Source organism: Marinifilum flexuosum (genome assembly GCF_003610555.1).
Taxonomy (GTDB): Bacteria; Bacteroidota; Bacteroidia; order Bacteroidales; family Marinifilaceae; genus Marinifilum; species Marinifilum flexuosum.
In genome coordinates this window covers 290,265-315,022 of the sequence record NZ_RAPQ01000009.1, presented here as the reverse complement: position 1 = coordinate 315,022, position 24,758 = coordinate 290,265, and the positions used below count along the sequence as shown (strand labels likewise).

At 35.5% G+C, this 24,758-nt stretch carries 20 protein-coding genes; 10 read left to right on the top strand and 10 right to left on the bottom strand.

Annotated features, from left to right (window positions below; translation table 11 throughout):
• Window positions 1-72: 72 nt before the first annotated feature.
• Window positions 73-2,436: a type IA DNA topoisomerase gene (locus tag BXY64_RS11190; RefSeq protein WP_120240052.1), complete on the top strand. Its 2,364-nt coding sequence runs from the start codon at window positions 73-75 to the stop codon at window positions 2,434-2,436.
• Between the two features lie 92 nt (window positions 2,437-2,528).
• Here the strand turns inward: BXY64_RS11190 and BXY64_RS11185 are convergent, their stop codons facing one another.
• The 5 genes from BXY64_RS11185 to BXY64_RS11165 all read right to left on the bottom strand — a co-directional run bounded on the left by BXY64_RS11185 (window position 2,529) and on the right by BXY64_RS11165 (window position 6,656).
• Window positions 2,529-3,029: a SixA phosphatase family protein gene (locus BXY64_RS11185; RefSeq protein WP_120240051.1), complete on the bottom strand. Its 501-nt coding sequence runs from the start codon at window positions 3,027-3,029 to the stop codon at window positions 2,529-2,531.
• 32 nt (window positions 3,030-3,061) lie between these two features.
• Window positions 3,062-5,167: a polyphosphate kinase 1 gene (ppk1, locus tag BXY64_RS11180; RefSeq protein WP_120240050.1), complete on the bottom strand. Its 2,106-nt coding sequence runs from the start codon at window positions 5,165-5,167 to the stop codon at window positions 3,062-3,064.
• 352 nt (window positions 5,168-5,519) lie between these two features.
• Window positions 5,520-5,951 (bottom strand): transposase, encoded by a 432-nt coding sequence (locus BXY64_RS11175; RefSeq protein WP_147375974.1) that lies wholly within the window; start codon window positions 5,949-5,951, stop codon window positions 5,520-5,522.
• A gap of 6 nt (window positions 5,952-5,957) precedes the next feature.
• Window positions 5,958-6,398, bottom strand: coding sequence for a hypothetical protein (locus tag BXY64_RS11170; protein ID WP_120240048.1), 441 nt, complete (start codon window positions 6,396-6,398; stop codon window positions 5,958-5,960).
• Window positions 6,399-6,413: 15 nt separating this feature from the next.
• On the bottom strand, window positions 6,414-6,656 hold the full coding sequence (locus BXY64_RS11165) for a putative signal transducing protein (protein WP_120240047.1): 243 nt from the start codon (window positions 6,654-6,656) through the stop codon (window positions 6,414-6,416).
• A gap of 301 nt (window positions 6,657-6,957) precedes the next feature.
• On the opposite strand from BXY64_RS11165, the gene BXY64_RS11160 reads away from it, so the two are divergent.
• Both BXY64_RS11160 and BXY64_RS11155 read left to right on the top strand, forming a co-directional pair.
• Window positions 6,958-7,431 carry a hypothetical protein gene (locus BXY64_RS11160; protein WP_120240046.1) on the top strand — a complete coding sequence of 158 codons (474 nt, stop codon included), beginning with the start codon at window positions 6,958-6,960 and terminating at the stop codon, window positions 7,429-7,431.
• Between the two features lie 660 nt (window positions 7,432-8,091).
• Entirely contained in the window at window positions 8,092-8,289 is a 198-nt protein-coding gene (locus tag BXY64_RS11155) for a YwbE family protein (protein WP_120240045.1), read from the top strand.
• A gap of 329 nt (window positions 8,290-8,618) precedes the next feature.
• On the opposite strand, the gene BXY64_RS11150 is transcribed toward BXY64_RS11155, so the two are convergent.
• The 5 genes from BXY64_RS11150 to BXY64_RS11130 all read right to left on the bottom strand — a co-directional run bounded on the left by BXY64_RS11150 (window position 8,619) and on the right by BXY64_RS11130 (window position 16,752).
• Window positions 8,619-13,091 carry a hypothetical protein gene (locus BXY64_RS11150; protein ID WP_120240044.1) on the bottom strand — a complete coding sequence of 1,491 codons (4,473 nt, stop codon included), beginning with the start codon at window positions 13,089-13,091 and terminating at the stop codon, window positions 8,619-8,621.
• A 158-nt stretch (window positions 13,092-13,249) separates the two neighbouring features.
• Window positions 13,250-14,086 (bottom strand): 50S ribosomal protein L11 methyltransferase, encoded by an 837-nt coding sequence (gene prmA, locus BXY64_RS11145; protein ID WP_120240043.1) that lies wholly within the window; start codon window positions 14,084-14,086, stop codon window positions 13,250-13,252.
• A gap of 104 nt (window positions 14,087-14,190) precedes the next feature.
• The gene (gene tpiA / locus BXY64_RS11140; RefSeq protein ID WP_120240515.1) at window positions 14,191-14,946 is read right to left on the bottom strand and encodes a triose-phosphate isomerase; all 756 of its coding nucleotides are present in this window, start codon (window positions 14,944-14,946) and stop codon (window positions 14,191-14,193) included.
• Window positions 14,947-14,954: 8 nt separating this feature from the next.
• Window positions 14,955-16,193, bottom strand: a complete 1,239-nt coding sequence (locus tag BXY64_RS11135; RefSeq protein ID WP_120240042.1) for a BT_3928 family protein — start codon at window positions 16,191-16,193, stop codon at window positions 14,955-14,957.
• 16 nt (window positions 16,194-16,209) lie between these two features.
• Window positions 16,210-16,752: a DUF1599 domain-containing protein gene (locus tag BXY64_RS11130; protein ID WP_120240041.1), complete on the bottom strand. Its 543-nt coding sequence runs from the start codon at window positions 16,750-16,752 to the stop codon at window positions 16,210-16,212.
• Between the two features lie 139 nt (window positions 16,753-16,891).
• On the opposite strand from BXY64_RS11130, the gene folP reads away from it, so the two are divergent.
• From folP to BXY64_RS11095, 7 genes are all read left to right on the top strand, one after another.
• Entirely contained in the window at window positions 16,892-17,725 is an 834-nt protein-coding gene (folP, locus tag BXY64_RS11125; RefSeq protein WP_120240040.1) for a dihydropteroate synthase, read from the top strand.
• Between the two features lie 53 nt (window positions 17,726-17,778).
• Window positions 17,779-18,570: a diadenylate cyclase CdaA gene (cdaA, locus tag BXY64_RS11120; RefSeq protein WP_120240039.1), complete on the top strand. Its 792-nt coding sequence runs from the start codon at window positions 17,779-17,781 to the stop codon at window positions 18,568-18,570.
• A gap of 53 nt (window positions 18,571-18,623) precedes the next feature.
• Complete coding sequence (locus tag BXY64_RS11115; RefSeq protein WP_120240038.1) at window positions 18,624-19,478, top strand: TIGR01777 family oxidoreductase; 855 nt, start codon at window positions 18,624-18,626, stop codon at window positions 19,476-19,478.
• 219 nt (window positions 19,479-19,697) lie between these two features.
• Window positions 19,698-22,139 carry a hybrid sensor histidine kinase/response regulator gene (locus tag BXY64_RS11110; RefSeq protein ID WP_120240037.1) on the top strand — a complete coding sequence of 814 codons (2,442 nt, stop codon included), beginning with the start codon at window positions 19,698-19,700 and terminating at the stop codon, window positions 22,137-22,139.
• A gap of 36 nt (window positions 22,140-22,175) precedes the next feature.
• The gene (locus BXY64_RS11105; RefSeq protein WP_120240036.1) at window positions 22,176-23,564 is read left to right on the top strand and encodes a sigma-54-dependent transcriptional regulator; all 1,389 of its coding nucleotides are present in this window, start codon (window positions 22,176-22,178) and stop codon (window positions 23,562-23,564) included.
• Window positions 23,565-23,911: 347 nt separating this feature from the next.
• Window positions 23,912-24,337, top strand: coding sequence for a hypothetical protein (locus BXY64_RS11100; protein WP_120240035.1), 426 nt, complete (start codon window positions 23,912-23,914; stop codon window positions 24,335-24,337).
• 158 nt (window positions 24,338-24,495) lie between these two features.
• Window positions 24,496-24,684, top strand: a complete 189-nt coding sequence (locus BXY64_RS11095) for a helix-turn-helix domain-containing protein (protein WP_054720643.1) — start codon at window positions 24,496-24,498, stop codon at window positions 24,682-24,684.
• Window positions 24,685-24,758: the final 74 nt, after the last annotated feature.

Below are 24,758 nucleotides of genomic sequence, written 5' to 3'. Positions count from 1 at the left end.
ATTCAACTTTAGGCTCTTGTAACTTTAAGTACTTTTAACTTAAAATTTAATCATTAACTACTTTATAAGAATATGAAAGTTTGTATTGCGGAGAAACCAAGTGTAGCGCGCGAAATCGCCTTAATTTTAGGGGCAAAATCGAAAAGAGATGGTTATTACGAAGGCAATGGATATCAAATATCCTGGACTTTTGGACATCTGTGCACCTTGAAGGAACCGCATGAATACGACTTGAATTGGAAATACTGGCACATGAACGATTTGCCTTTAATTCCTCCGCGCTTTGGAATTAGGGTAATTCCCGATACTGGCGTTCAAAAACAGTTCGACATTCTGGAGAAATTAATTGCCAATGCCGAAGAGGTGATAAATTGCGGTGATGCCGGCCAAGAAGGAGAGGTAATTCAGCGTTGGGTTTTGCACAAAGCAAAATGTAATGTTCCCGTTAAACGTTTATGGATTTCTTCTCTAACAGAGGAAGCTATTCGGGAGGGATTTGAGAATTTGAGAGAGGGATGTGATTTCGATCGTTTGTATGCTGCAGGTTCTTCGAGAGCCATTGGAGATTGGCTGCTTGGTATAAATGCTACACGATTGTATACATTGAAGTATGCTGGAGGCAAGTCTGTCTTATCCATTGGTAGGGTACAAACTCCTACTTTGGCTTTGATTGTAAATCGCCAAAAGGAAATAGAGAACTTTGTTCCGCAAACATATTGGGAACTAAAAACCGTTTATCGCGATGTAAGTTTTGCAGCAACCAGAGGCCGATTTGATAAAAAAGAGGAAGGTGTAGCATTTCTGGATAAAATTAAATCAGAGGCTTTCGAAATTGTATCAGTTGAAAAAAAGAGTGGTAAGGAACAGCCACCACGATTGTACGATTTGACCTCTTTGCAGGTTGACTGTAACCGAAAATTTAACCTGTCGGCAGAAGATACATTAAGGATTATCCAAACCCTATATGAGAAGAAATTGACAACCTATCCTAGGGTGGATACGACTTACCTTTCGGATGATATTTACAAAAAGATTCCTGGAATTTTAAAGAAGTTAACGCCTTATAAAGAATTTGTTGATCCGCTTTTGAAGGAGAAAATCAGAAAATCGAAAAAGGTATTCGATGATAAAAAAGTAACCGATCACCATGCTATTATTCCTACTGGGGTTATTCCTTCAGGTTTGCGCTACGAGGAAAAGCAGGTGTATGATTTGGTTACCAAACGATTCATTTCTGTATTTTATCCGGATTGTAAGGTGAGTAATACCACGGTTATGGGTAAGGTTACCGATATTGATTTTAAGGCAACAGGAAAGCAGATTGTAGAGCCAGGATGGAGAGTTTTATATGCCAAGGATAGCAATGTGGGAGAGGGCGTAATTTTGCCAGCTTTTGTGAAAGGGGAAACAGGAGAACATCAGCCCGATTTGGCTGAGAAACAGACCCAACCTCCAAAGTATTATTCTGAGGCAACCTTACTGCGTGCCATGGAAACGGCAGGAAAGCAGGTGGACGATGATGAACTGCGAGAATTGATGAAGGAGAATGGAATTGGTCGACCATCAACTCGTGCGAATATTATCGAAACCCTTTTTAAGCGCAGATATATTAAGAAGGAAAAGAAACGATTGGTAGCTACCGTTACCGGTGTGCAGTTGATTGATACCATACAGAATGAGTTGTTGAAGTCGGCAGAATTAACAGGACAATGGGAGAAAAAGCTAAGAGAGATAGAATTGGGGAATTTTGAAGTGAACCAATTTATGGCAGAGCTGAAGAATATGGTTGTTGGCATTGTTTGGGATGTAAAATCCAGAAAGAATATCAATGCCATTGAGGTGATTGATGAGGAGAAAGAAAAAGAGAAAAAGAAAGCTGAGGCTAAAAAGAAAAAAGCTGCTCCTGCTGAATTGGCTTGTCCTAAATGTAAAGAAGGTAAGATTGTTAAAGGAAAATCGGTTTGGGGCTGTTCCAATTGGAAGAATGGATGTGAAATTAGAATTCCTTTCGAGTTTAGTGGCAAGAAATTAACCGATAAGCAAGTTGAAGCATTGGTGTTAAAAGGCAAAACGCCTAAAATTAAGGGATTTGTTGTTGATGGTAATAAGATCACGGGAAACTTGGTTTTAGATCCCGATTTTAGCTTGAGTATTCTTGAAGAGGAAAAAGAAGTACTGACTTGTCCTGTTTGTAAATCGGGTACTTTACTAAAAGGGAATGCTGCATTTGGATGTTCAAATTATAAGAATGGTTGTAAGTTTATCGTGCCATTTGTATTTATGGAGAAGACACTGAGCGAAGCACAAATTAAATCTTTGGTAAAACAGCAAAAAACCGGATTAATCAAAGGATTTATCGATCCTCAATCGAAAGAGAAAGTGAATGGGAAATTGATTTTGGATAATCAGGGGAAGATAATATTCGGAAAACAGTAATACAGTTAGCAGTAATTAGCAAACAGCTTTCAGCCTACAGCTACAAGCAATAAGCTGAAAGTTGTAGCTTATCATTTATAATTCATAATTGTTCAACCTTTGTATTTTTTCGGGAATTCGTAAAGGCAAACCTTACCCGATCGTGCTTCAATGTCTTTCCAGTCGTTGACATCGAATTCAATGCCTATAACGGTGCAAGTGGGTACATATTCGTAGAACTCAACACTTAAATTAAAGGCCAGGTATTCAATGCTTGGGTTGTGGCCAAAAATCATTACCGATTCGTTCTCATTACCATACTGGTCAAGCATTCCTAAAAACTCGTGGGTGGTAAAACCATCGTATAGTTCATCCAACTGCACGATAGATTCTTGCTGATAATTTAAAATGTCGGCAAACAAACGGGCAGTTTGAATTGCCCTGTTTGCTGTACTCGATATTATTAAATTAGGAATGGCATCTTTAAGCAGCAACTTATTTGCAATTAAGTTTGAATCGTTAATTCCACGTTCCTTCAAATTTCTTTGAAAGTCAGTAATATCATATCTAAGTACTTCTGTTTTGGCATGTCGTACCAGAAATAAACGTTTCATAGTATTGGGCTTTAAGTTACTGTGTTTTTGTTCTATTCTTTTACCGATTCTTTTTCCTTCTGCGATTTTTCCTTTTCTTTTAGGAATTCAGCAATGGCAATTTGTGATCTCACTTCAGGTTCACCATCCAATCTTTCTATCGGAACATTATCAAGCTTACCATTCAGGTAACGTGCACTTACGTTATCAGATAGCTGTAGCTTTAAAATGTGAATGATTTCTTTTTTAATATCTGCATCATGAATTGGGAATGCACACTCAATTCTACGTTGCAAATTACGGTTCATCCAATCTGCTGAAGAAAGGTATAGTAACTCTTCTCCATTATTGTGGAAATAGAATACCCTTGCATGTTCCAAAAACTGATCAACAATTCGAATAATTCTGATGTTTTTAGAATATGGCTGCTCTGGCTTTAGGCAGCAGATACCACGAAGAAGCAAGTCAATTTTCACACCTTGTTCGCTTGCTTCGTATAGCTTGGTAATCATTTCTCTTTCCTGAAGGCCATTCATTTTTAAAAGAATATAACCTTTTTTGCCATTCTTTACATTTTCAATTTCCTGATCGATTAGTCGAATCAACTCGCTTTTTAAATTGAATTTTCCTACCAGTAATTTGTTGAATGTATAACCAGGAGTTTTATTTTCAAGGTAATCGAAAAGCTGCTTCATTTCCTGAATCATGATTTTGTCAGAAGTCAAGAATCCATGATCGGCATATATTTTGGCAGTTTTCTCATTGAAATTACCTGTGCTTAAGAAGGCATAATCTCTCTTGTCATCTTTACGGATTACCAAGGCAATTTTTGCATGAACTTTAAGCCCTGGTATGCTGTAAATAATCTTGATCCCTGCTTTTCGCATTTCGCGTGCTGAACGTAGGTTGGCCTCTTCATCGAAACGTGCTTTCACTTCAACAAAAACAGTTACTTTCTTGCCATTGTGAGCCGCATTGATCAGAGCATTAACCACAGCCGAATTATCGGCAACACGATACTGTGTTGCCTTAATTTCTTCCACTTTAGGATCTAAGGCAGCCTCGTTCAAGAAACGGATAACGTACTTGTACGATTGATATGGAAAATGAAGAATTCGATCTTTCTTGCGAATGGTTCTAAAGATGGATTTGGTTTCCCCTTTTAATTCCTCAACATTCAGCGGATGATAGGGCTCCAATTCCAATTCAGGATACAGAGGGTTTGGAAAGCCAAAGAAATCCTGGAAGTTGTGATACCTTCCACCTTTTACCATATCATTTGGTTGCAGGTCGAAAGAATCTTTTAGGAATCGAAGAAATCCGTTTGGTATCGATTCATCATAAAGGAATCGAGAAGGAGAACCTGTTTCTCTTTTTTTCAGGCTTCGCTCTATCATATCAATCAAATCGCCCGAATATTCATCCTCAATCAACAAATCGGCATCACGACTCAGTTTAAAACTAAAGCTTGAATCAATTTTATATCCCGGGAACAGTACCTTCATTCTTAGCTTAACAATATCGTCGAGAAACATGATGTAATGCTTTCCATCTACTTCCGGTAATTCAATAAAGCGAGGGAAGTGGTGACATGGAACTTTAATGATTGCATAACGAGCTCTGCGTTTTTTACTGCTTCCATTTTCATCATCCTTTTTGTGTCCTCTCTTAAACAGTTTAACTGCCAGGTAAATGGAGTTGTTCTGAAGGAATGGTTTAATCTGCTGCTTCAGCAACAACATTGGTTGCGCATGTGGAAGAATATTCTCCAAAAAGAAATCCTTAACAAACTGGTGATGCTCGTCGCACAACATTTCATCCTGCACCAGAATAATGTTATTCTCACGAAGTTCAGGAATAATATTACCTCTGAATATCTTTCCAAATTGAATTTGCTGACGATCTACCTCGGCATTAATTTTTTTGAGAATTGTATCTGGATTTTCTCTTAAGTTTTTTTTGTCTTCCGGTGGAAGTTCGGTAAACCTCTTGTAAGTTCCTACTCGTACACGATAAAACTCATCGAGATTTGAAGAGTAAATAGCGAGGAATTTTATCCTCTCATACAAGGGTAAATCTGGATTTGTTGCCACTTCTAACACCCGATTGTTAAAAGATAACCAACTTAAATCCCGGTTAAGGAATTGATATTTTGACATGTATTGATGTTGCTAATTGTGAAAATCTATGTCATTAAAAATAGTCAATTTTTTGGTTCTTTGTGTTACGAATTTGCGATGGATGTGGGGAATTTTTCCTTGCGTGATAAAATTAATTTTTGGCTAGAGACACGGCATTGCCCTGTCTCTACTTCAAGTAAGAAAAAGGATAATAGAGATTATTCGAAATATTTATCCTCTTTCCAGTTCTTTGGATTGTATTTGATGTAATTGCGAATACGCTGCAATGCTTTCTGATCTTTTATGATGTGATCGTAAAAGCGTGTATGCCATTCAAATTTTGGATTGATTTTGTGGGCATGAAATGTAACGCGACCTTTATACCAGCGGATTATTTTTGAAATATTATTTGATTTTTACTTTCACAGACGGCATGAATGCCGTCTCTACCAATACACTTAGAATCCTTTTTAGTGTATAATTGATCATTATCCGTACAGACAGCATTTATGCTGTCTCTATTATCTTTTCTTTTGCAGCCATTATACGGATCATCAATTACCAAAACGCCATGAATATGATTGGGCATCACAATGAATTCATCTAAATGCACATAGGGAAAATGATTAGGTATTTCATGCCAATATCGATTAGCCAATTCTCCTATTTTATTCTGGAGCATTTTTTCATTAGCAACTTTGCCGAAGAAGTGTTCCATTTCGCAGGTGCAAATCGTAATAAAATACTTGCCATTGCTGCTATAATTCCAATTTTGCAATCGGGTAGAATCGATTCTGTATTTGTTTTGGAATTTGGCAGACATTTTAGGTTAAAGGTAGATCAAATTTACATCAGCATCCTTTAAAGTCTGAACCAACTTGCCGGAATAACGATCTTTAGCACAACTGATTTTGTGGGTGGTATTGTCATTTAAGTGAATGCTGATTCGTAAAGAGTCTGCCATTTCTCTAATGGCAACTTCCTTAATGTCTTGTGGTGCAAACTCGATGAGGTTAATTTTGCGGGCTGCTAAATATTTGATTACGGAAAGTGTTCCAAGAAGAATTGCTATGCCTCCAATTATAACCGAAGCAATGCTAATGCTAGATTCACCAGTGGTATCATAAATATTGAAAGCACTACTAATTGTTACCAAGGCCATTGCAATGGTACTTAATAATGCAGCCTTTGGATTGGTATAAAAAGTAATTTTTTTATGATCGAACAGCAAATCACCATCTAGGATTCGCTGTCCGTAAATTTTTGTCATTAGCGAGTTCATTTTCTACTCGGTTTTGTTTTCAAGAAACTCCTCGATAATGGGTTTTGCGCTTTCTAAATCGCCACTCGATATGCAAAGCTTTACTGCACCAGCAGTACCTCCAGAGTGGTGAGGAGCAATTATTCCTGTATAACCATCTTTAATAAAACTATTGATTTTATGATCTTCCAAAATTGTCTTTAGCATTTCAACTTCCCATGAAAGTCCTGTGTATACTTCCATCAATGTATTTTCTGTGTTGCTCATATATGTTTTGTTTTTTATGTGGTCTTATAAAGATAGTTTTAATGATAGAATATACAAGCGAATTAAATGCAAAACACAAGCGATTTGTAAGGGTGGAATTGAGTTGTGTTATCTGGCTTTTTAAAATATAGGTTTGATTATGTGGCGCTTGTGTTTTTTAAGCTAATCGATATAAAAGCAAGTGTTAATTAATGTTAAAAACGATAAAATACATAATGAGGATTGAGATTATTGAGTTTATGTTTTGTAAGTTTAATGGTGGTAATCGATTATAGTAACTTAACTAATCAAAAAGAAAAAAATGGAAAACAAAGTTTCATTCGTGTTAAGCGAAGAAGAAAACACACAAATAATGAATGCATTATCTGTGTTGACTTCAGTTTTAGAACCTAAACTGACCCATTTATCGGCTGATGATAAAAAGGAGTTGCCGAAAATGGGAAATAAAACGGTAGCCTTTGTTGAAAAATCATTGGAATATGCAGATCAGTACCCTGATTATATTCCAAATTTTATTGATGTTAACGAGGCTAAAATTGATTTGCAAAGTGTAAGACAGTTGCGCCAATTGTTCCTGCCCCTGGAAAGAATTACAAATGGAGTTGATTCTACCATAACATTGGCAGGTAGCGAGGCGTTTACTTCCTCTCTTTCTATTTATAAAGTGCTTAAAAATGCTGCAGTAATGGGTCAATCCGGAGCAAGCGAAGCAGCTGCTGATTTAGGAAGTCGTTTTCCTGGTAAGAAGAAAACGAATGCCGAAACAGCAGAATAAGTAGAATTAATTACCCTTTTCGATTACCGCAATTTTACTAACCCGGACCTTATGGTTCGGGTTTATTCGTTAATAATGAGATCTTATTCTTGCTTTAGAGTCTAAGTTAACTGAACAGATAATTTTCCTATTCAGAGAGGGAAACTTCCTTGTTCAAGACGCATTAATCCTTCTTAAACAAGGAATGGTGCTATTAAAAGAAGCAAGTGTGCTGGTTATTCTTGGGAACATGCTTCCCTGACAAGCAAGGGTCCGTCCCTAATAAGGAAACTTGCCTTTTTGATACGCACTAATCCCTATTTTATAGGCAAGCTTCCCGCTTTTTACTCCATGTTCCTTATAAAAAGAGGGAATATTGCTTCTTCGGTAGGCAAGTTTCCTTTTTCAACAGGCATCATCGCAATCTGAAATGGCATGTTTGCCTGTTTTATAAGGATGCTGCTTGTTTGGTTTTGGATAGATCCAAGGCATTAGGGTTTAATAATAGAAGTGATAGGGTAGAGACGGCATTCATGCCGTCTTTACTTTGTGAATCAATTAATGGTGTTAGTGGTATTTAAAAAGAAACCAGCTATACAGATATCAATTACTACCAACATAATATGATAATCTCCCAAAATCGCATTACATTTGTATAAGGGACTATCAAAAACCAAAATTATGAACGAAGGAGATAAAAGAGAAAACATTAAACCTGGTTTGAAGGTAAAGATTGTTTTAAAAGAAGATCAGCGCAGCGGAAAACTAACCGAAGGCATTGTGAAAGATTTGCTGACCAATTCGGCTATACATCCACATGGCATTAAGGTGCGATTGGAGAACGGACAAGTAGGACGTGTGAAGGAGATTGTGAAATAATTTCACCACTAAGACCACTAAGCTTTTTCACAAAGGAACACAAAGAGAAAACACATTTACGAAATGAAAACCTTAACTACAAAGGATGTTTAAAGGTGTTCACAAAGAATAAAAAGATTTAGATTAATATTGATTGTAGAGCCAGTATTTATGCTGGCTTTTTACATTCCCGAATTAAATGAGTTATCGCTTGATCCAAGGCATTGCCTTGGATTTACTATGATGATATAATGAAAAAACGCCAGACTATAAGATAGTGTGGCGTTTTATACATTGAGTTCCTTTGTGGTTTATCTTTTTAATCTTAACAGATCATCTGCGTCTAAATTCTATTTAAAATTCATACGTTTCAAGAACTTCGTCTTTTTAGAGCGTTGCGTAATGATGTAAGAGTAAGGATTCTTTTTCAACGGATCTTTAAATTCACGTTTGTCTTCTTTGGTTTCGGTAACAATGGTGTTGAACTCACCATTCGACGATCGCACAAACATTACCCCATGATGGTATTGGAAGAAATACCAGGTTGATTTATCGATTTCAAGATAAATGGTAAGTTTATTTCCGCTTCGTTTTTTGTCGAGCTCTACCTTTCCTTTAACACTCTTGTTGATTTGCTTGCCATTGATGTTTCCAATTCCAATATCACCAATCGATTGATAGGCTTTGGTTTCCTTATCCCAAATAAAATCGAGGTTGTTAAAGTAAATGGTGTGCTTTAATTCCTTAGGGAGTTCCTTGTATAAACCATTGGCATCGCGTGCAAGCATTGCCTTTTCGGCTTTGGCTTTGCCCATGATTTCGGCAATTTTTTTTGTGTAATTCTTTTTGTTGAGCTTACTGATTGCCACAGTGGCATTGGCGAAGTCGTTCTCCATGATTTTCATGGCCTGATCGTTCATAAAGAAATCAATTCCATAAATAAGATCCAGCGTAACGATATTACTGCTTAAATCGTGCTCGATATTACCCGAAGCCACCTGCTTGATTTGTCCCAATTCTGCACCTAAATCTACTTTACCTTCTCCTTTGATATTGCAGTTGTTTTGGTAGAAAGAAATCATGCTTCCTTGTACATTTGGATCTCTTAGTTTCTCTTTTTCTGCAATTTGGTAGGCTTGTAGCTTTTCGTTGTAGGTAAGATATCCCTTGGCATCAAGCAAAACATTATCGGTATAGAAAATTCTTCGCGATAAGAATGATGAATAAATGTGAATTGAATCGTTGGTCAGGAAGAAGGAGTTGTATAGTTTCAACCTGTCATCGTCTATGGCATGAAGATCTACAGGGATCAATATCTCATTTGGATCGATCTTCGATTTAAAATCCAACCAATTGTCTTTAATCTGTCCGCATTTGTTGTGTATGTGTGCCTGACCATCAAAAAATAGGGCAGAATCTCTGGCTTCCAGCTTCACTTTTCCTTTGTAATCAAAATGAGGACTTAGGGTAAAAGCTTTTTCTTCCGTGATATTTCCCATGGCAATGGTTTGGCCTGTGGAATCAACATCAATTACATCGAAAGAGAGTAGCTGCTCTTTGCCATCCGCAGTTTTGTAGGTATACGATCCCGATCCCGAATAGGAATTTTTACCATGCACATTAATGGTAGCATCGTAAATTCTGTGGAATTGGTTGATGGTATCGGCAATCACTTCAGCATTTCTGAAGGTCTCCATTCTACCCCCTTTTGCAATGGCTACATTACCACTATCCGGATAAAGTTTGGCATCGGCAACGTTTATGCTTTTTACAAATTTGGCCGAAATGGTATTATCCATGGCATCGTAACGGGCAAGTGGAGTTACAAAACTCAGCGAGTCTTGTTTCGGATCGATGGAAATAAATGTATTGAGTGATTTTTCATCCAAATCATCAATTTTTTCTGTTTGCCAAAGCGCTGCAAGTGTTGCTTCATCCTCTTTCCCAAAATCGATCATCTGCTCATCCATATACCATTTAAAATTGTTGATATAACTCATGTAGCGATTATCGGGGAATATACTTTTCTTGTCGGCCTTAGTATTTTCGAAAGCTCCCGTTCGGCTCACAAAATCGATGTTTGCATTAACTGATTCGGTTTTGAAAGAGTACCCGGTTGAATCGGCATTTAAGATTTTAAAACTTGCCGAATCGGCTAAAATGTTTTTACGATTGTAGGTAAAATAATCCGATTTAATTTCGGCATTCACCAACTCCATATTTCCCATTCCGGTGATACCGTTTGGTGTTATTTTAAGTGTTCCCGATAAGGTGGCCAGTTTTTGATACATGTCAAGTGGCAAGGCGCTACTCTTCACATACATTTCATCTTTGTATGGGAACCATTGAACGTAAATCTGCTTTCCGTTTATTTCAGGATTGTTCATTTTGGTATCGTGCTCCTTCAATTCGAAACTTTCTGCATTGGTATGCATTTCTTCAGGTAGGAAGATGAAATCATACGATTTGGTTTCGGATACCAAATAGTTCACTGTTCCACTACCTCTTAAACCTTGGTTCGAAAGGAAAACCGTATCGGTAAAAACACCTTTGTTGTAGGCAGAGAATCCATTTGCTGGTGTGATGTGTTCGAAACCAAGCGAGTTGTCTTTTCGAATGGTTAAAGGCTCTCTAAAGGTTGGGAAAATGCTGTCGGAAACAAAAGTTCCTGCCAGTTCGATATCAGAACGATCGAAATTATTAATGTTCGTGATGGTGTAAGGATCTACCTTAAAGTAGAATTCCTCGCGTTTGTATACGCCATCCTGAATATGTGGTTTGTCGTAGAAAACGTAACTGGAATCAACGCTATTGAAAATAGGGTAGTCGGCAAATTTCTTGTTTCCTGATTTGTTGTTCGGATCATCGATCAGCAAGTCACCCGAAATGTTTTCGACAACACTACCCAGCAAATTGGTGTATCTCTTCCCAAATCTACTTAAGGAATCCACTACCACATTCATTTGCAAGGAATCGATAGATTTTAGATCTACCTTAAAGTTATCGTAAGAAAAATCGAAGCCTTTACCATGAAGATCGATTAAGCCGGCCATTAATCGGCCATCAAACTCAAAGTCGCGGTTCTTTTTCAGTACAATTTTGCGATGCTTTGGGAAAATTACCACGTTCTGTGAATCACTCACTGCAATTTGGCGAACTCCATTAATCTGAAGATTCGAACTACCTATAAAATAGATGGCATCTGCTTCTTTGTCTTTGGTCTGTGTGGTAAACTGGATTACATCGTAATCCTGGCGTCCCATTCCACTCTTGATGTAGTCGTTTAATCGCTTTTGTAGTGTTACTTCATCGGTGTTCATGTTGTAGCTCACAAAGCCTTGGAACGAAAGAGAAAACAGTTGCTGACGAACCTGATTTACTGGTTTTTTAATGTAATTGGCATATTCTTCGGCAGTGAAAGTTTCCACATAAATGTAGTCGGCAAATTTTCTAAGCAGCACCAGTGGATTTTGCTCATCCATTCCCTGGATTCGCATGAATCGGTTCATTCTAAAATAGTTTGACGATTCGAAGTGTGCCTGACGCTTGGTAGCACCTTTCATCTTGGTAAAGTGCATCATGTTTTCATCCAAACGCCAAACCAACATACCAAAATCCATAATTAGGTTGTGGTAGTTGTTAAAATAGGGACTTTTTGAAATGCCTTCGCCATCGCGGAACAGGTTCAATTCTTTCTTTTCAGGGAAATATTTAAACAATAAACCTGGATGATAGATTCTACATGTATCAATTAAAATTTCAATTTTGGTATCCTTCCCTGCAATTTGATTGTTTTGAAATGCAAAGTGTTCCGACTGTGCTACCAGAAACAGAGTGTCATTTCTGGATATCTGAATTTCGGAAGGGTGTTCAGGGCTTCCTTTCCCGATAAATTTTGCACCATGAATTGCAACTCCGCCTTTGTAATTTACATGTTTGTATATCTCATCGATTTTAATTTCATGTTCAAAGGATTCAAATCGCGGATACAGTGCTCTTTTAGGATTTTTGGTTCTGATCGCTTTTTCAATCAGACTGCCGTTAAGTGCTTGGTCCGATAAATCAGGGTTGAAATATTGTACAGTATCGATGCTAAATGTCGATTTTGAGGCATCGATATGATAGGAATCGAATATGGCATATTCTGTATTGATATCTTTACCTGCTCTTTCCCAGCTGATTTTTCCATTGCTTCCTTTCCAAGCCTTTTCAAATGGGAAGTAGGTTCCCCTGGTATTGTAGATGCTTGAAGTATCTCTTTGTGCGATGCAAAGCAAATCGGCTTTCTCAAATTCAATACTTAGTTTCTCATCGAATGTATATTTGAATTGAGCATTTTCTGCTTTCCACTCAACAGCGTACGATTTGTTTATGATACTGTCGTTCAGTAGGTGCTGAGTTTGAATCAAAAAATCTTTGCTTTTGCTCAGTTTTACTTTTTTATTGCTTACATGCTGTAAAAAACCAGTATGCCAGTTTGTAAAGTCACTTGCACTTCTGTTTTGCTGTTGAAACAGCATTAAGGTTTGAAAGTAGTTGTAAAAATCAGGAAAAGATCTTGCTCTTTTTTGTAAGAGGATATCGCTAATTTGATATATTTTTTGTCTTTCTTCTGGCCTTAGATTTGGAGATAGCCAGAAGGTTGGGAATTGTTCAGCAAATGCTTTGCTTTCCTTTTTTTTGCTTGGGTGATCCATAAACTTCAGGAATTCTTCCTGGAATTGAATGGAATCGTGTGGAAATGACTTTATAGACTGTCCAAATACGTTGCCTGAACAGAAAAAGATAATTATAAGTAGTAAAGAACGAAGATTTAGAGTCATAGGTTTTGTTTTTGCCCAATCAGGAATTGTGATAAGGCAATTTAACAAGAAATAAGGAGAAAGTTATAAGTGAAAAAGTATAAAAATAAATTAGAATAAATGTTTATAGAAAGGAAAAAGTATTAGTCGCTTATACTTTTTCCTTTACTACTTTATACTTAGGACTTGGTGTATTTTACTGCCACCCAATTGTTATCTACTTTGTGGCTAATGTATTTTAATCCATTGTTTTCGGCTTCGGCTTGAATGTGTGGCAAATCTTCAGTGTAAAAACCACTCATAATCAACTCACCGTTTTCAGGTAAACAAGCTACGTAATGCTTCATGTCGTTCACCAAGATGTTTCGGTTGATGTTTGCCAATACCACATCGTAGGTTTTGCCTTCCAATAATGCTGCATCACCCAGGAATACAGAAATGTTCTTGGCTTTGTTGTTCTTGATATTTTCCAACGAGTTTTTGTATGGCCACTCATCAATGTCAATGGCATCAATTCTAACTGCATTTCTTTTCGATGCTAAAATGGCCAATAAGCTTGTTCCACATCCCATATCCAACACTCTTTTGCCTTCAATTTCAGTTTCAAGGATGGTTTGTACCATTAATGAAGTAGTAGAGTGATGACCCGTACCGAAGGACATTTTAGGATCAATTACAATATCGTAAGGAACCTTAGGTGTATCGGTATGGAATGATGCACGAATAACCACTTGATCGGAGATGATTACTGGTTGAAAATTTGATTCCCAAACAGCATTCCAATCTTGCGATTCAATGGTTTGATGTGAATAAGAAATGCTATGATTTGGAAGAAGGTTTACCGTTAATTCTTCCACTCTTTGCATATCGAAAAGAGGAGCTTGTATGAATGCTTCAACAGTATCGTCGGTTTGGGTAAAACTTTCGAAGTCGATCTCGCCAAGTTCTGCAATTAGAATGTCGGCAATGTCTTCATCAAAAGGAGTTATCTGGCATTTTAGTTCAATATAGTCCATCTGTTTTATTAGTTTGTTTTTGTTGTTGCAAGGTATGCTATAAGTGCAGAAAAAACAAAAGCCGACACTGTTTGTATCGGCCTTTATTTTGTACTATTCTGTTCTTAGAATGCAGTAATAATTCCCATGAAGTCTTCAGCTTTCAAAGAAGCACCACCAATTAAACCACCATCTACATCTGCGTTCTCGAATAATTCTTTTGCGTTAGAAGGCTTACAGCTACCACCGTAAAGAATAGAAGTGTTGTTTGCAACTTCTTCACCGTATTGCTCTACTAAAGTTTTACGGATGAAAGCGTGCATTTCCTGAGCTTGATCAGAAGAAGCAGTTACACCTGTACCGATTGCCCAAACTGGTTCGTATGCCAATACAACTTTTCCGAATTCTTCAGCTGACAAGTGGAACAAACCTTCTGCGATTTGGCTTTTTACAACCTCGAAGTGCTTTTCAGCTTCGCGTTCTTCCAAAACCTCACCAATACAGAAAATTGGAGCAAGACCATTTTCAAGAGTTAGGTTTACTTTTTTAACCAAAATCTCGTTGGTTTCTCCGTAATATGTTCTTCTTTCCGAGTGACCAAGGATTACATACTTGCTACCTGTTGATTTAATCATTGAAGCTGAGATTTCACCAGTGTAAGCACCGCTTTTTTCATCAGCACAGTTTTGTGCAGCAACCCCAATTTTTTCACCTACAACTTTATTCACTTCAGTAAGGTGAATAAAAGGAGTACCGATAACAACATCTACATCATTGATCTCAGTGTTTTCTACTAGATCGTTGATTTGTCCAGCCAACTCAATACCTTCTTCAAGAGTATTGTTCATTTTCCAGTTTCCTGCAACAATTTTTCTTCTCATAATTGTAATCATTTTCGTGCTCTTGAATTTCTGCTCACTATAAAGAATAAACAGATTAACAACAGCAAAGTTGAAGTAATACTAATAAATACTAGTTTGATATTTAATTTTTGATGTTTTGAAATTGAATATGCTGCCAAATCACCTTTTAGTTCTTCAACAGCTGGGAAATCATTATAATGCCATTTGTCCAGAATGGTTCCGTTTTTAATCAGAATTAATCCCGGATTTGATCTGACAATTGTTTTCAACTGAATTTCATCTGTATTGTAAAATTCAATTGGCAATTCATGACTTGCTTTAAAATCTTCACATTCCTGAGTTCCTGATGCTGTTAAGGCAATAAAGGAGTAGCCTTTTTCCAGAGCATACATCCACAGGTCCTTAATTTTAGGAAGACTTTCCTCATTCAGTTTATCAATTTCTTTTGATACCAAAATGAAGGTGTAATTCTCATCATGCAATACCTGATCGGTAATATCTCCCTCAGTTTCATTTGATATCGAAAAATCGTGAATAGGTGGTGTATAGCCTTCTTTAATTTTGATCTGTTCCGAGTCAACAAATACCCAAGTGCTATCTTGCCATGGGTAATTGGTTTCGTCGAACTCTTTTACCACACCATCTTTCTCATACTTTAGAATGCTTTTGTATTCGTCAGCAGGAGCTCCATCAGGTATAATCATTCCATCATTGATATTTGCCCCAATGTGATAGGGCCTAAAATCAATAATTGGCAAATGTTTGTATGAGTAAACCGAAATCCAAATTGAGAATACAATAGAGAAAACAACAAGTAAGTTTTGTTCCCATAAAGGATATGATTTTTCTTTTTGTTTTCTGCCAAAAAATAAAATCAGTGTAAGTAAAAGGATAATTACATTCTTGCCAAATGTTTCCCAGTTACTAAGAATTAAAGCATCACCAAAGCACCCGCAATCAGTAACTGGATTGGCGATTGCCAAAACCAAAGTTAATGGCGTAAAAATGCCCATGAATATCAAAGCTCCCCATGCAGAAAGTTGTTTTCTTGCGTTGAATACAAGTGCCATACCAACCGCAAATTCCAAGGTTGACAAAAGAATTGCTAAAGGGAATGCAAGAGAAGTAAGTGCATCTAATCCAAATGCTGTAAAATAATCGGTGAATTTATAGTTCGATCCCATTGGATCAACTGCTTTTACAAATCCGCTGAAAATGAAAATTAAACCAACAATCAGACGGCTGAAAAATCGAATTAAACTCATTTGATTTTGGATTTATTTAGGCGTTTTCGAATTCAATTTTAATCAGACCAAAAACAGAATAATTAATCATATCAAAGTAATTGGCATCAATTCCTTCAGAAATGATGGTCTTTCCCTGATTATCCTCAATTTGTTTTGTGCGATTAATCTTCATTAGAATCAAATCGGTGAAAGAACTTACCCTCATACTTCTCCAAGCTTCATCGTAATCGTGGTTTTTGGCTTCCATCAATTCTTTTGCTTCCTTAAAGTATTTCTGATACAATTCCAATGCTTTCTCATGGTTCATTTCTTCATCAGAAGTTCCTAGCTCTAACTGGATGATTCCCATGATTGCATAATTCACAATACCAATAAATTCTGAACGGATATCATCTTCTATTTTGCTAGTTCCTTTGGTTTCAATGCTCCTGATACGTTGCGCTTTGATATAAATTTGGTCAGTCATAGAACTTGGACGAAGAATTCTCCAGGCAGTTCCATAATCTTGCATTTTTTTAGTGAAGATATCTGTACAGATGTCAATAATATGATTGTACTGTTGGTCTGTGTTATTCATAGTTTATTTAGAAATTTTCCCGTAAAAGTACTAAATAAGGCAAAGCCATGGTATTTTATTTTACTTTTGCTTGGGTATTTGATCCGTCAAATTGCTTATGCAAAATTAAAAAACTAATTGTTTTAACAGCGATATTCCTATGATTAAGTGTGGTAATCATTCAATAAATTTCGAAACTCCTTTGGTAATGGGGATTTTGAATATCACTCCAGACTCATTTTATGATGGTGGAAGTTATACCGAGGAGAAAACCATTTTGAACCGAGCGGAGAAAATTCTATCTGAAGGTGCAGATGTTATTGACATTGGAGCCTTTTCTACAAGACCTGGTGCTGATGATGTTAGCGAAGCTGAAGAGCACAAAAGAATGGTTCCTGCTGTAAAGGCAATTAGAAATGAGTTTCCTCAGGCAATATTATCTATTGATACTTTTAGGGCAAACATTGCAAAGAGAATTGTAAATGAATTTGGAGCATGCCTTATCAATGATATTTCTGGAGGTACTATGGATGATAAGATGTTTGAAACCATCGGTGAACTTCAGGTTCCATACATCATGATGCACATAAAAGGAACACCGCAAACCATGCAGAAGAATCCATATTACAATGATTTGATGGGTGATATTAAAACTTTTTTTAAGGATAGGATCTTGAAACTTAACAATTATGGGGTGAAGGATGTGATTCTTGATCCTGGTTTTGGTTTTGGAAAAACATTGGAACACAATTACGAAATTGTAGCTCGATTGAATGAGTTTTCGGATTTTAAACTTCCTGTTTTAGCTGGTTTGTCACGAAAATCGATGATTTATAAATATCTTGGAGGTACGCCAAATTCAAGTTTAAATGGAACTACAGCATTAAATATGATGTGTTTGGAGAAGGGTGCAAATATTCTGCGTGTACATGATGTAAATGAGGCTGTTGAATGCGTAAAACTACATCATATGATCAAATCACAATTGAAATAATAAATATTGATATAAAATTGTAATTTTGTTAATAGACCGAATTTAAATATATAATGATCACTGCTTTTATCACTCTTGGGCTTTTCGATATTCTGGATATTCTTTTGGTAGCTTTTCTTTTGTATCAAGTTTATCTTCTGATTCGCGGAACAGTTGCTATTAATATTTTCGTAGGATTATTCTTGTTTTATCTCATGTGGCTTCTTGTACGTGCTCTAAATATGGAATTGCTGAGTAGTATTCTCGGACAATTTATTGGAGTTGGAGTGATTGCATTGATTATTGTTTTTCAGCAGGAAATCAGGAAATTTTTGCTGATATTAGGCTCACGATATAATGTAAATCAGAAATTTAGTTTAGAGAATTGGTTTACAAAGGATGAGGTTGGTTTTCAAGAACAGGAAATTGCCTCTATTGTTACAGCATGCGAACACATGTCTAAATCGAAAACAGGTGCTTTAATTGTAATTGCGAAAAATTCCGACTTACAGGCTTACGCTGATACAGGAAAGATTGTAAATTCAAGAGTTTCTGGAACCTTGTTAGAGTCAATATTCTTTAAAAACTCTCCTTTGCATGATGGAGCAGTAATTATTGCCAATAATAGAATTCTTGCAGCTCGCTGTATTTTGCCGGTTACAGATAGTACTAATATTCCTGGAAGTTTAGGTTTACGACATCGTGCAGCCATTGGAATGAGTCAGGCAACAGATTCACATGTGATAACAGTTTCTGAGGAAACAGGGAATATCTCATATATTATGGGAGGAAATATTAAAGTACGAATTACAGGTGCCGATTTGAAGAAATTTTTAGCAGGAGATTATTCTGGATTTATCGTTTGAATCAATTCATCTAAATCCTGATGATTACCTGAAATCATTTGAAATCAAAGCAGATGAAAATTGCAATATCAGGAAGTAATGGATTGGTAGGCTCACATTTGTGTGATTTTTTACAAACTGAATTTAGAGCCGAGATTGTAAAGATTCCCAGAGAGAGATTGTATGGAGATGTGAAATCTTTGGCTAATCTTCTTGATGGTGCAAATGTAATTATTCATCTCTCAGGTGCCTCAATACTTTCTAGGTGGACTAACAATAGAAAAAAAATAATTCGTGATAGTCGGGTGGAAACGACTAAAAATCTGTGTAAAGCAGTTGCCTTGTTAAAAAATAAGCCAGAGCAATTTATTTGTACATCTGCTGTTGGAATATATTCGAGTCTCAATGAGCATTCAGAGGAAAGTGAAGAATATTTTCATGATTTCTTAGGTAAAGTTTGTATTGAATGGGAACAGGCAGCAATGCAAATGCAAAAACTGGATGTAGCAACAGTAATTTTTAGACTAGGAGTGGTTTTAAGTAAACATGGAGGAATCATTCAAAAATCATTGCCGTTTTTTAAACTAGGTATTGGTGGTCGTTTGGGATCTGGTAAGCAACAGTTTCCGTTTATTCATGTTGATGATTTGATAAAGGTGTATGGTTTTGTGATTAATGAAAAAACCAAAGGAATATACAACTTGGTTGCACCAGAAAGAGTCAATAATGCTTACTTCACAAAAATGATGGCAAAAACATTAAATCGTCCGGCGTTTTGTCATATTCCATCCTTCATTTTGAGATTATTACTTGGTGAAGCTTCTACCGTTCTGTTAAATGGACAAACTATTCTTCCGAATCGCCTGAAAAAAGAGGGGTTCGAGTATAAATACTTAACACTTGAGGGAGCTCTTTGTGCTCTTATTTAGGGATTTAGTTGAAAAACTTAATAGCCATTTTCGGATAGTTGACCAAGATTTTTGTACTTCTCAAGGAGTTTTAAGCATGGTTAATCACAATAGCATTGATTTTTAGGTGTATTCGTTTTAATTTTGATTAAACAAAGAATTATGGAATAACTAAAGAAATGCCCAGTTTAGGGTCTTTTTTTTCTATAAATGGTTTTAGTTAAGATTAATCAGTAGCGTATGGGATTTAATTTTACTCCGGAAGTATTGGTTGTGGATGATAGATTGGAGAATTTGGATCTAATAGGTGCCGTATTGGGAAAATTAGATACAAAATTAGAGTTGATTCAATCTCCGTTAGATGCTATCCGAAAAATAGAAGAGAAAGAATATGCCTTAATTCTTCTTGATATTCAAATGCCACAAATTGATGGTTTTGCTCTTGCTGAGAAAATCAGATCTGGAATAAAGAATGCAGAAACTCCAATTATTTATATAACCGCTTTTTATCTTGATAAAGAAAGTGAACAAAGAGGTTACGATTGTGGTTGTGTTGATTTTATCATGAAGCCTTTCAATTCAACAATTTTAAAAAACAAGGTAAATATCTTTTTGGATCTGTATAATAATAGAAAACAGAAGGAAGATCAAAATGTGAAGTTGAACCTTGCATTAAGAGATAAAGAGCTTTTTGAAAACCGGCTTAAAAACCTTGCAAGCAATTACAGAACCATTATTGAAGGACAGAGTGAGTTGATTCTTAAAATTAACGATTCACTTAAGATAGAGTTTGCAAATAAGGCATTTACAGATTTTTTTAGTTACTCTTTAGATGGGGTATCGGTTAATTCCGTTGCAGATATCAATAGTGAACTTTCAGATCAAATATCAGTAGCCATTAAACAAATGAATGGCAAGAGTCAGTCGATTATTTTAGAAAAGCCGATAAAGAATCACCTGTTGGAACAAAAATGGATAGAATGGACCGTTTTTAAGCAAATGGAATTTAATGAAATGTACTATCATATTGTTGGTAGAGATGTTTCAGATAAAAAACTCTTGAAGGATTCGTTGATAAAGAAGGAGTTGATGATTCGTAAGATTCAGAAACTAGCACGAGTAGGGAGTTTTGAATGGGATTCTTATACAAATATACTTCGAGGATCGACAGAATTTTATCGTATTTATGAAATTTCTGATAAGGAGATTGATAATGTATTAGAGTGTATAAAAGAAAAGTTTCATCCTGAGGATTTATTGACCTTTGATAAGGTGTTAAATATTAGGGTAAAAGAAAATCAAAAGCTTGAGCTAAAGCATAGAATAATTACAAAGGATAAGAAAATAAGACATATCCATCTTGAAATGAATACTGAGTATAACTCGAAATTGGATGTGCTCATTTATACGGGAGTTGCTTGGGATGTGACAGAAGATGTTGAGATGGAAACAACTCTAAAAAATAGTCTCGCTTTTGATAGAGAAGAGTATCAAGATAAAGCTTTTGTTGAATTGAATGAAAATAATGAGATCGTTTATATCAATGATTTTGGTTGCAAGTTGTTGGAATGTAGTGAACTGGAAAAAACGACTAATGTAAGTTTCTTTAATTTTATTCCTAAGCCTTTTATGGATAAAGCGGAAGAGCTATTGAATTTTAGAGAAAAAAAGAGAGATTTTGTTTTTGATGTTATTAATCTTCAATCCAAGAATGGGAATTTGAAGAAGGTAATTCTAATTGCTTTTTTATACAATGGACGAGGAATTCGTTTGTTGATGAATGAATTGCCTAAACCTAATGGAGAAGGGATTATCGAGAATAAATATCAATCTGTTATTTCAGATTTAAAAGTACATGAAAAAGAACTTGAGCGGAATGCATCAGAAATGCAGAAAAAGATTAATCATGAACTATTGGTTAATGAGTATCAAAATCAACTGCTAACTCAAAAATCCGAACTCGAATCTTTAGGGAAAATGGCAAGTAGTGTGGTCAATGAAATCAATCAGCCACTTTCTGGAATATCAATGATTATAGATAATGTTTTGCTGAGGTTATCTAAAGATATAATTGATAAGAAATATATTGAAGAGAAGTGCCAGCAGGTATTTAAGGATATTGATAGAATAAAAATTTACCTATCTCAGATTAGTATTTTTAATTCATCGCAAAATGAAAGTTGTAATGCATCGGTGAATGTAAATAATGTTGTTCACGATGCTGTTAACTTAATGAAAAAGCAATACAAAAACTCTAATGTTGATATTCAATTAAAAGTTGATCCTGATTCGCTTTATATATGTGGAAACAAGTACAAACTGCAGAAAGTTATTGTCGATATTTTGAATAATTCATATGAATCGATAGGTGAAAAGCTGAAAAGAAGTCATTCCAATGAAAGTATGGAAGATAAAATTCAAGTAAAGACAAAACTTGTAGAAAATGAGGTGGTTGTGTCGATTAAGGATTTTGGAGAAGGAATAGATCCAAAGAATTTGAATTCCATTTTTGAACCTTTCTATTCTACAAAACAAGAGAAAACGAATTCAGGATTGAGTTTGTATGTAAGTAAGAATATTGTGCAGAAAATGAATGGAGAAATTAAAGTTCGTAGTAAGAAAAATCAGTACACAGAAATGAAATTAATTTTTCCATTTGAGCAAATGATAGAGAAAAAATAGGTATATTTTAAGGAAAGTTAACACTATACAACCACTATGATTTCAGTAAGTAATCTTAGAATTCTGATTTTAGATGATGAGCAATTGGTTCGTGATGAGCTGAGCGAGTTTCTTATTGATCCAAATTTTCAAATTTTTAAAGCCAGTACGCCTTCTGAAGCTTTTGAGATTATGAACCGTAATGAGGTACATATTGCTATAGTTGATGTTAATTTGCCTGAAATGAGTGGTTTGGATGTTCTTGAGAGGATAAAGAAGGAGCATTCAGATATCGAAGTAATCATGATTAGTGGTTATAGTGAAATGGATTCGGTGATTCATTCTATGAGACTTGGTGCTTCTGATTTTTTCACGAAACCGTTCCGTTTGAGAGATGTTGAACATTCCATTGAGCGAACAAAGAAATTTGTGAATCTGAATAAGAGTTTGCAGGAAGTAAAAAGAAACTATTCAATCATATCGAAAGAATTTTACGAGGCGATGGGCTACGAAATTGTAGGTGAAAGTCGCCATATGAAAAATCTCATAAATTTAATTGGTAAGGTTGCTAAAACAGAGAATACATCAGTCTTAATAACAGGAGAGAGTGGTACCGGTAAGGAGTTGGTTGCTAGGGCGATTCATTATTTGAGCAGTAGAAAAGAAAATTGTTTCTATGCGGTGAATTGTAGTGCAATTCCTGAAACTTTGTTTGAAAGTGAATTTTTTGGACATACCAAAGGAGCTTTTACGGGAGCTTCTGATACCAAAACAGGGTGGTTTGAGGCAGCAAATAAAGGAACACTTTTTTTGGATGAGATTGGAGATATGCAGTTAAATCTACAAACAAAGTTTTTGCGTGTTCTTGAAGACCGAAAGATTAGAAAAGTAGGTTCTAATATTGAAATTCCATTTGATACACGAATTATCGCTGCAACCAACCAAAATTTAGAAGAACTAAGTACTGAAAAGGGTTTTCGTTTAGATTTGTATCACAGGATAAGTTCTTTTGTAATTCATTTAGAGCCATTACGTAATAGAAAGGAAGATATTCCTTTGTTATTGGATTATTTTGTGAAGTATTTTAATAGGATAATGGCTAAAAATATTAATGAAGTAGATGAAGTAGTGGTTAGAAAGTTATTGGCCTATGAATTTCCTGGAAATGTGAGAGAGTTGAAAAATATGGTTGAAAGAGCAGTTATTATTTGCGATACCAATAAACTTGGATTGTCCCATTTTCAGCTTAATGAGATTAAGGAAAATTATTCTGATCATTACCATTATCCTTCTGAAGAAATTTTAGATTTGGAACTGGTAGAGAAGAACTGTATTCTAAAGGCTTTAGAGCGTTCGAATTATAATAAATCTAAGGCTGCAGATTTATTAAATATCACCTGGCAGTCATTGGATCGGCGAATCAAAAAATACAAAATAGAAAAGTGAAAATCTGGATTATTCCAGATTTTTTTTACATCCATTTTCGGATATATCCACTTTTTGAAGACCTTCTTAAATTGTAAAATCAATAAAATCAAGCTATTCATAAAACTACTGGTATTAACCAAAAAATGATGTCCGAAATTGGATAAAACTATTGAGAAAAATGTATGTGCTAGAATAGCAGGCTTTTAGTATTCTGTTTTACTATTCTTAAACATTTATATCCGAATGTGGATATTTGCTAATACCTTAAAAAGAAGTTGTGAGAATATTAACGTGCACATAATCAACGCAGTAGGTCTTTTGGTATTTTAATTGAATGTAAAAATACGTTCTAATATCTAATTGATATGGGTGTTTTAATATTGGAAGGTGATAGTTTTAAAATTCTTCCTTCATCAGGAATGGCAATGAATATTTTATTTATAAAAGAGAACAGATCGCTAATAGGTGAATTGAAAGAATATATTCACAGTTTGGATGCGCAGGCTTATTTTGCTGATGATCCATTGGAAACTGAAGTTATTCTTAATCATACATCTATTGATCTGGTAATTATTCCTCTTAAAGCACTATCTAATTTAGAAATGCTAAAATACATTAATGATAATTTTAAGAAAACAAAAGTTGTTATTACTGTTGATCGAGAGGAACAGAGTTCAAAAATTGGAAACCGTAAAACTTTATATACAAATTACGATCTGTTGCAAAAGCAATTAAGATTGTTTGACCTTAAAAAAGCTATTGGTTCCGGATTGGATTATAGTCCGAACTAATTGCTCTATTCACTTTAAAACCTAACCATGATTTGGTTAAAATTTGCAGAAAATTAGCTAGGTGTGGGAGTAGGCAGTTTGCCTACTTCTCATCCGGTTAATCGAAAAGAAAGAAACAAACCTTATTACTCAATTCTATTCATTTTAAAACAACAGTTATGACACAAGAAGTTCAAGACGATTTGGTAAGAATTAAAGAGAGACTTAGAATTCTTGATGACAAGAAGAAAAAAGTAGCCAAAATTATTGGAATAACAGATGTTTACTTGTCATACATTCTTAACGGAAAGAGACCTCTAACTGCTAATGTTAAATCAAAACTATTTGATTATTTAGGACTAAGCTAATTTTTTTAGTCGTAGTCGTTTAACTAATATTAAAAATCAGGAATAGCTTCGAAATATTGAAATTATTACCTGAT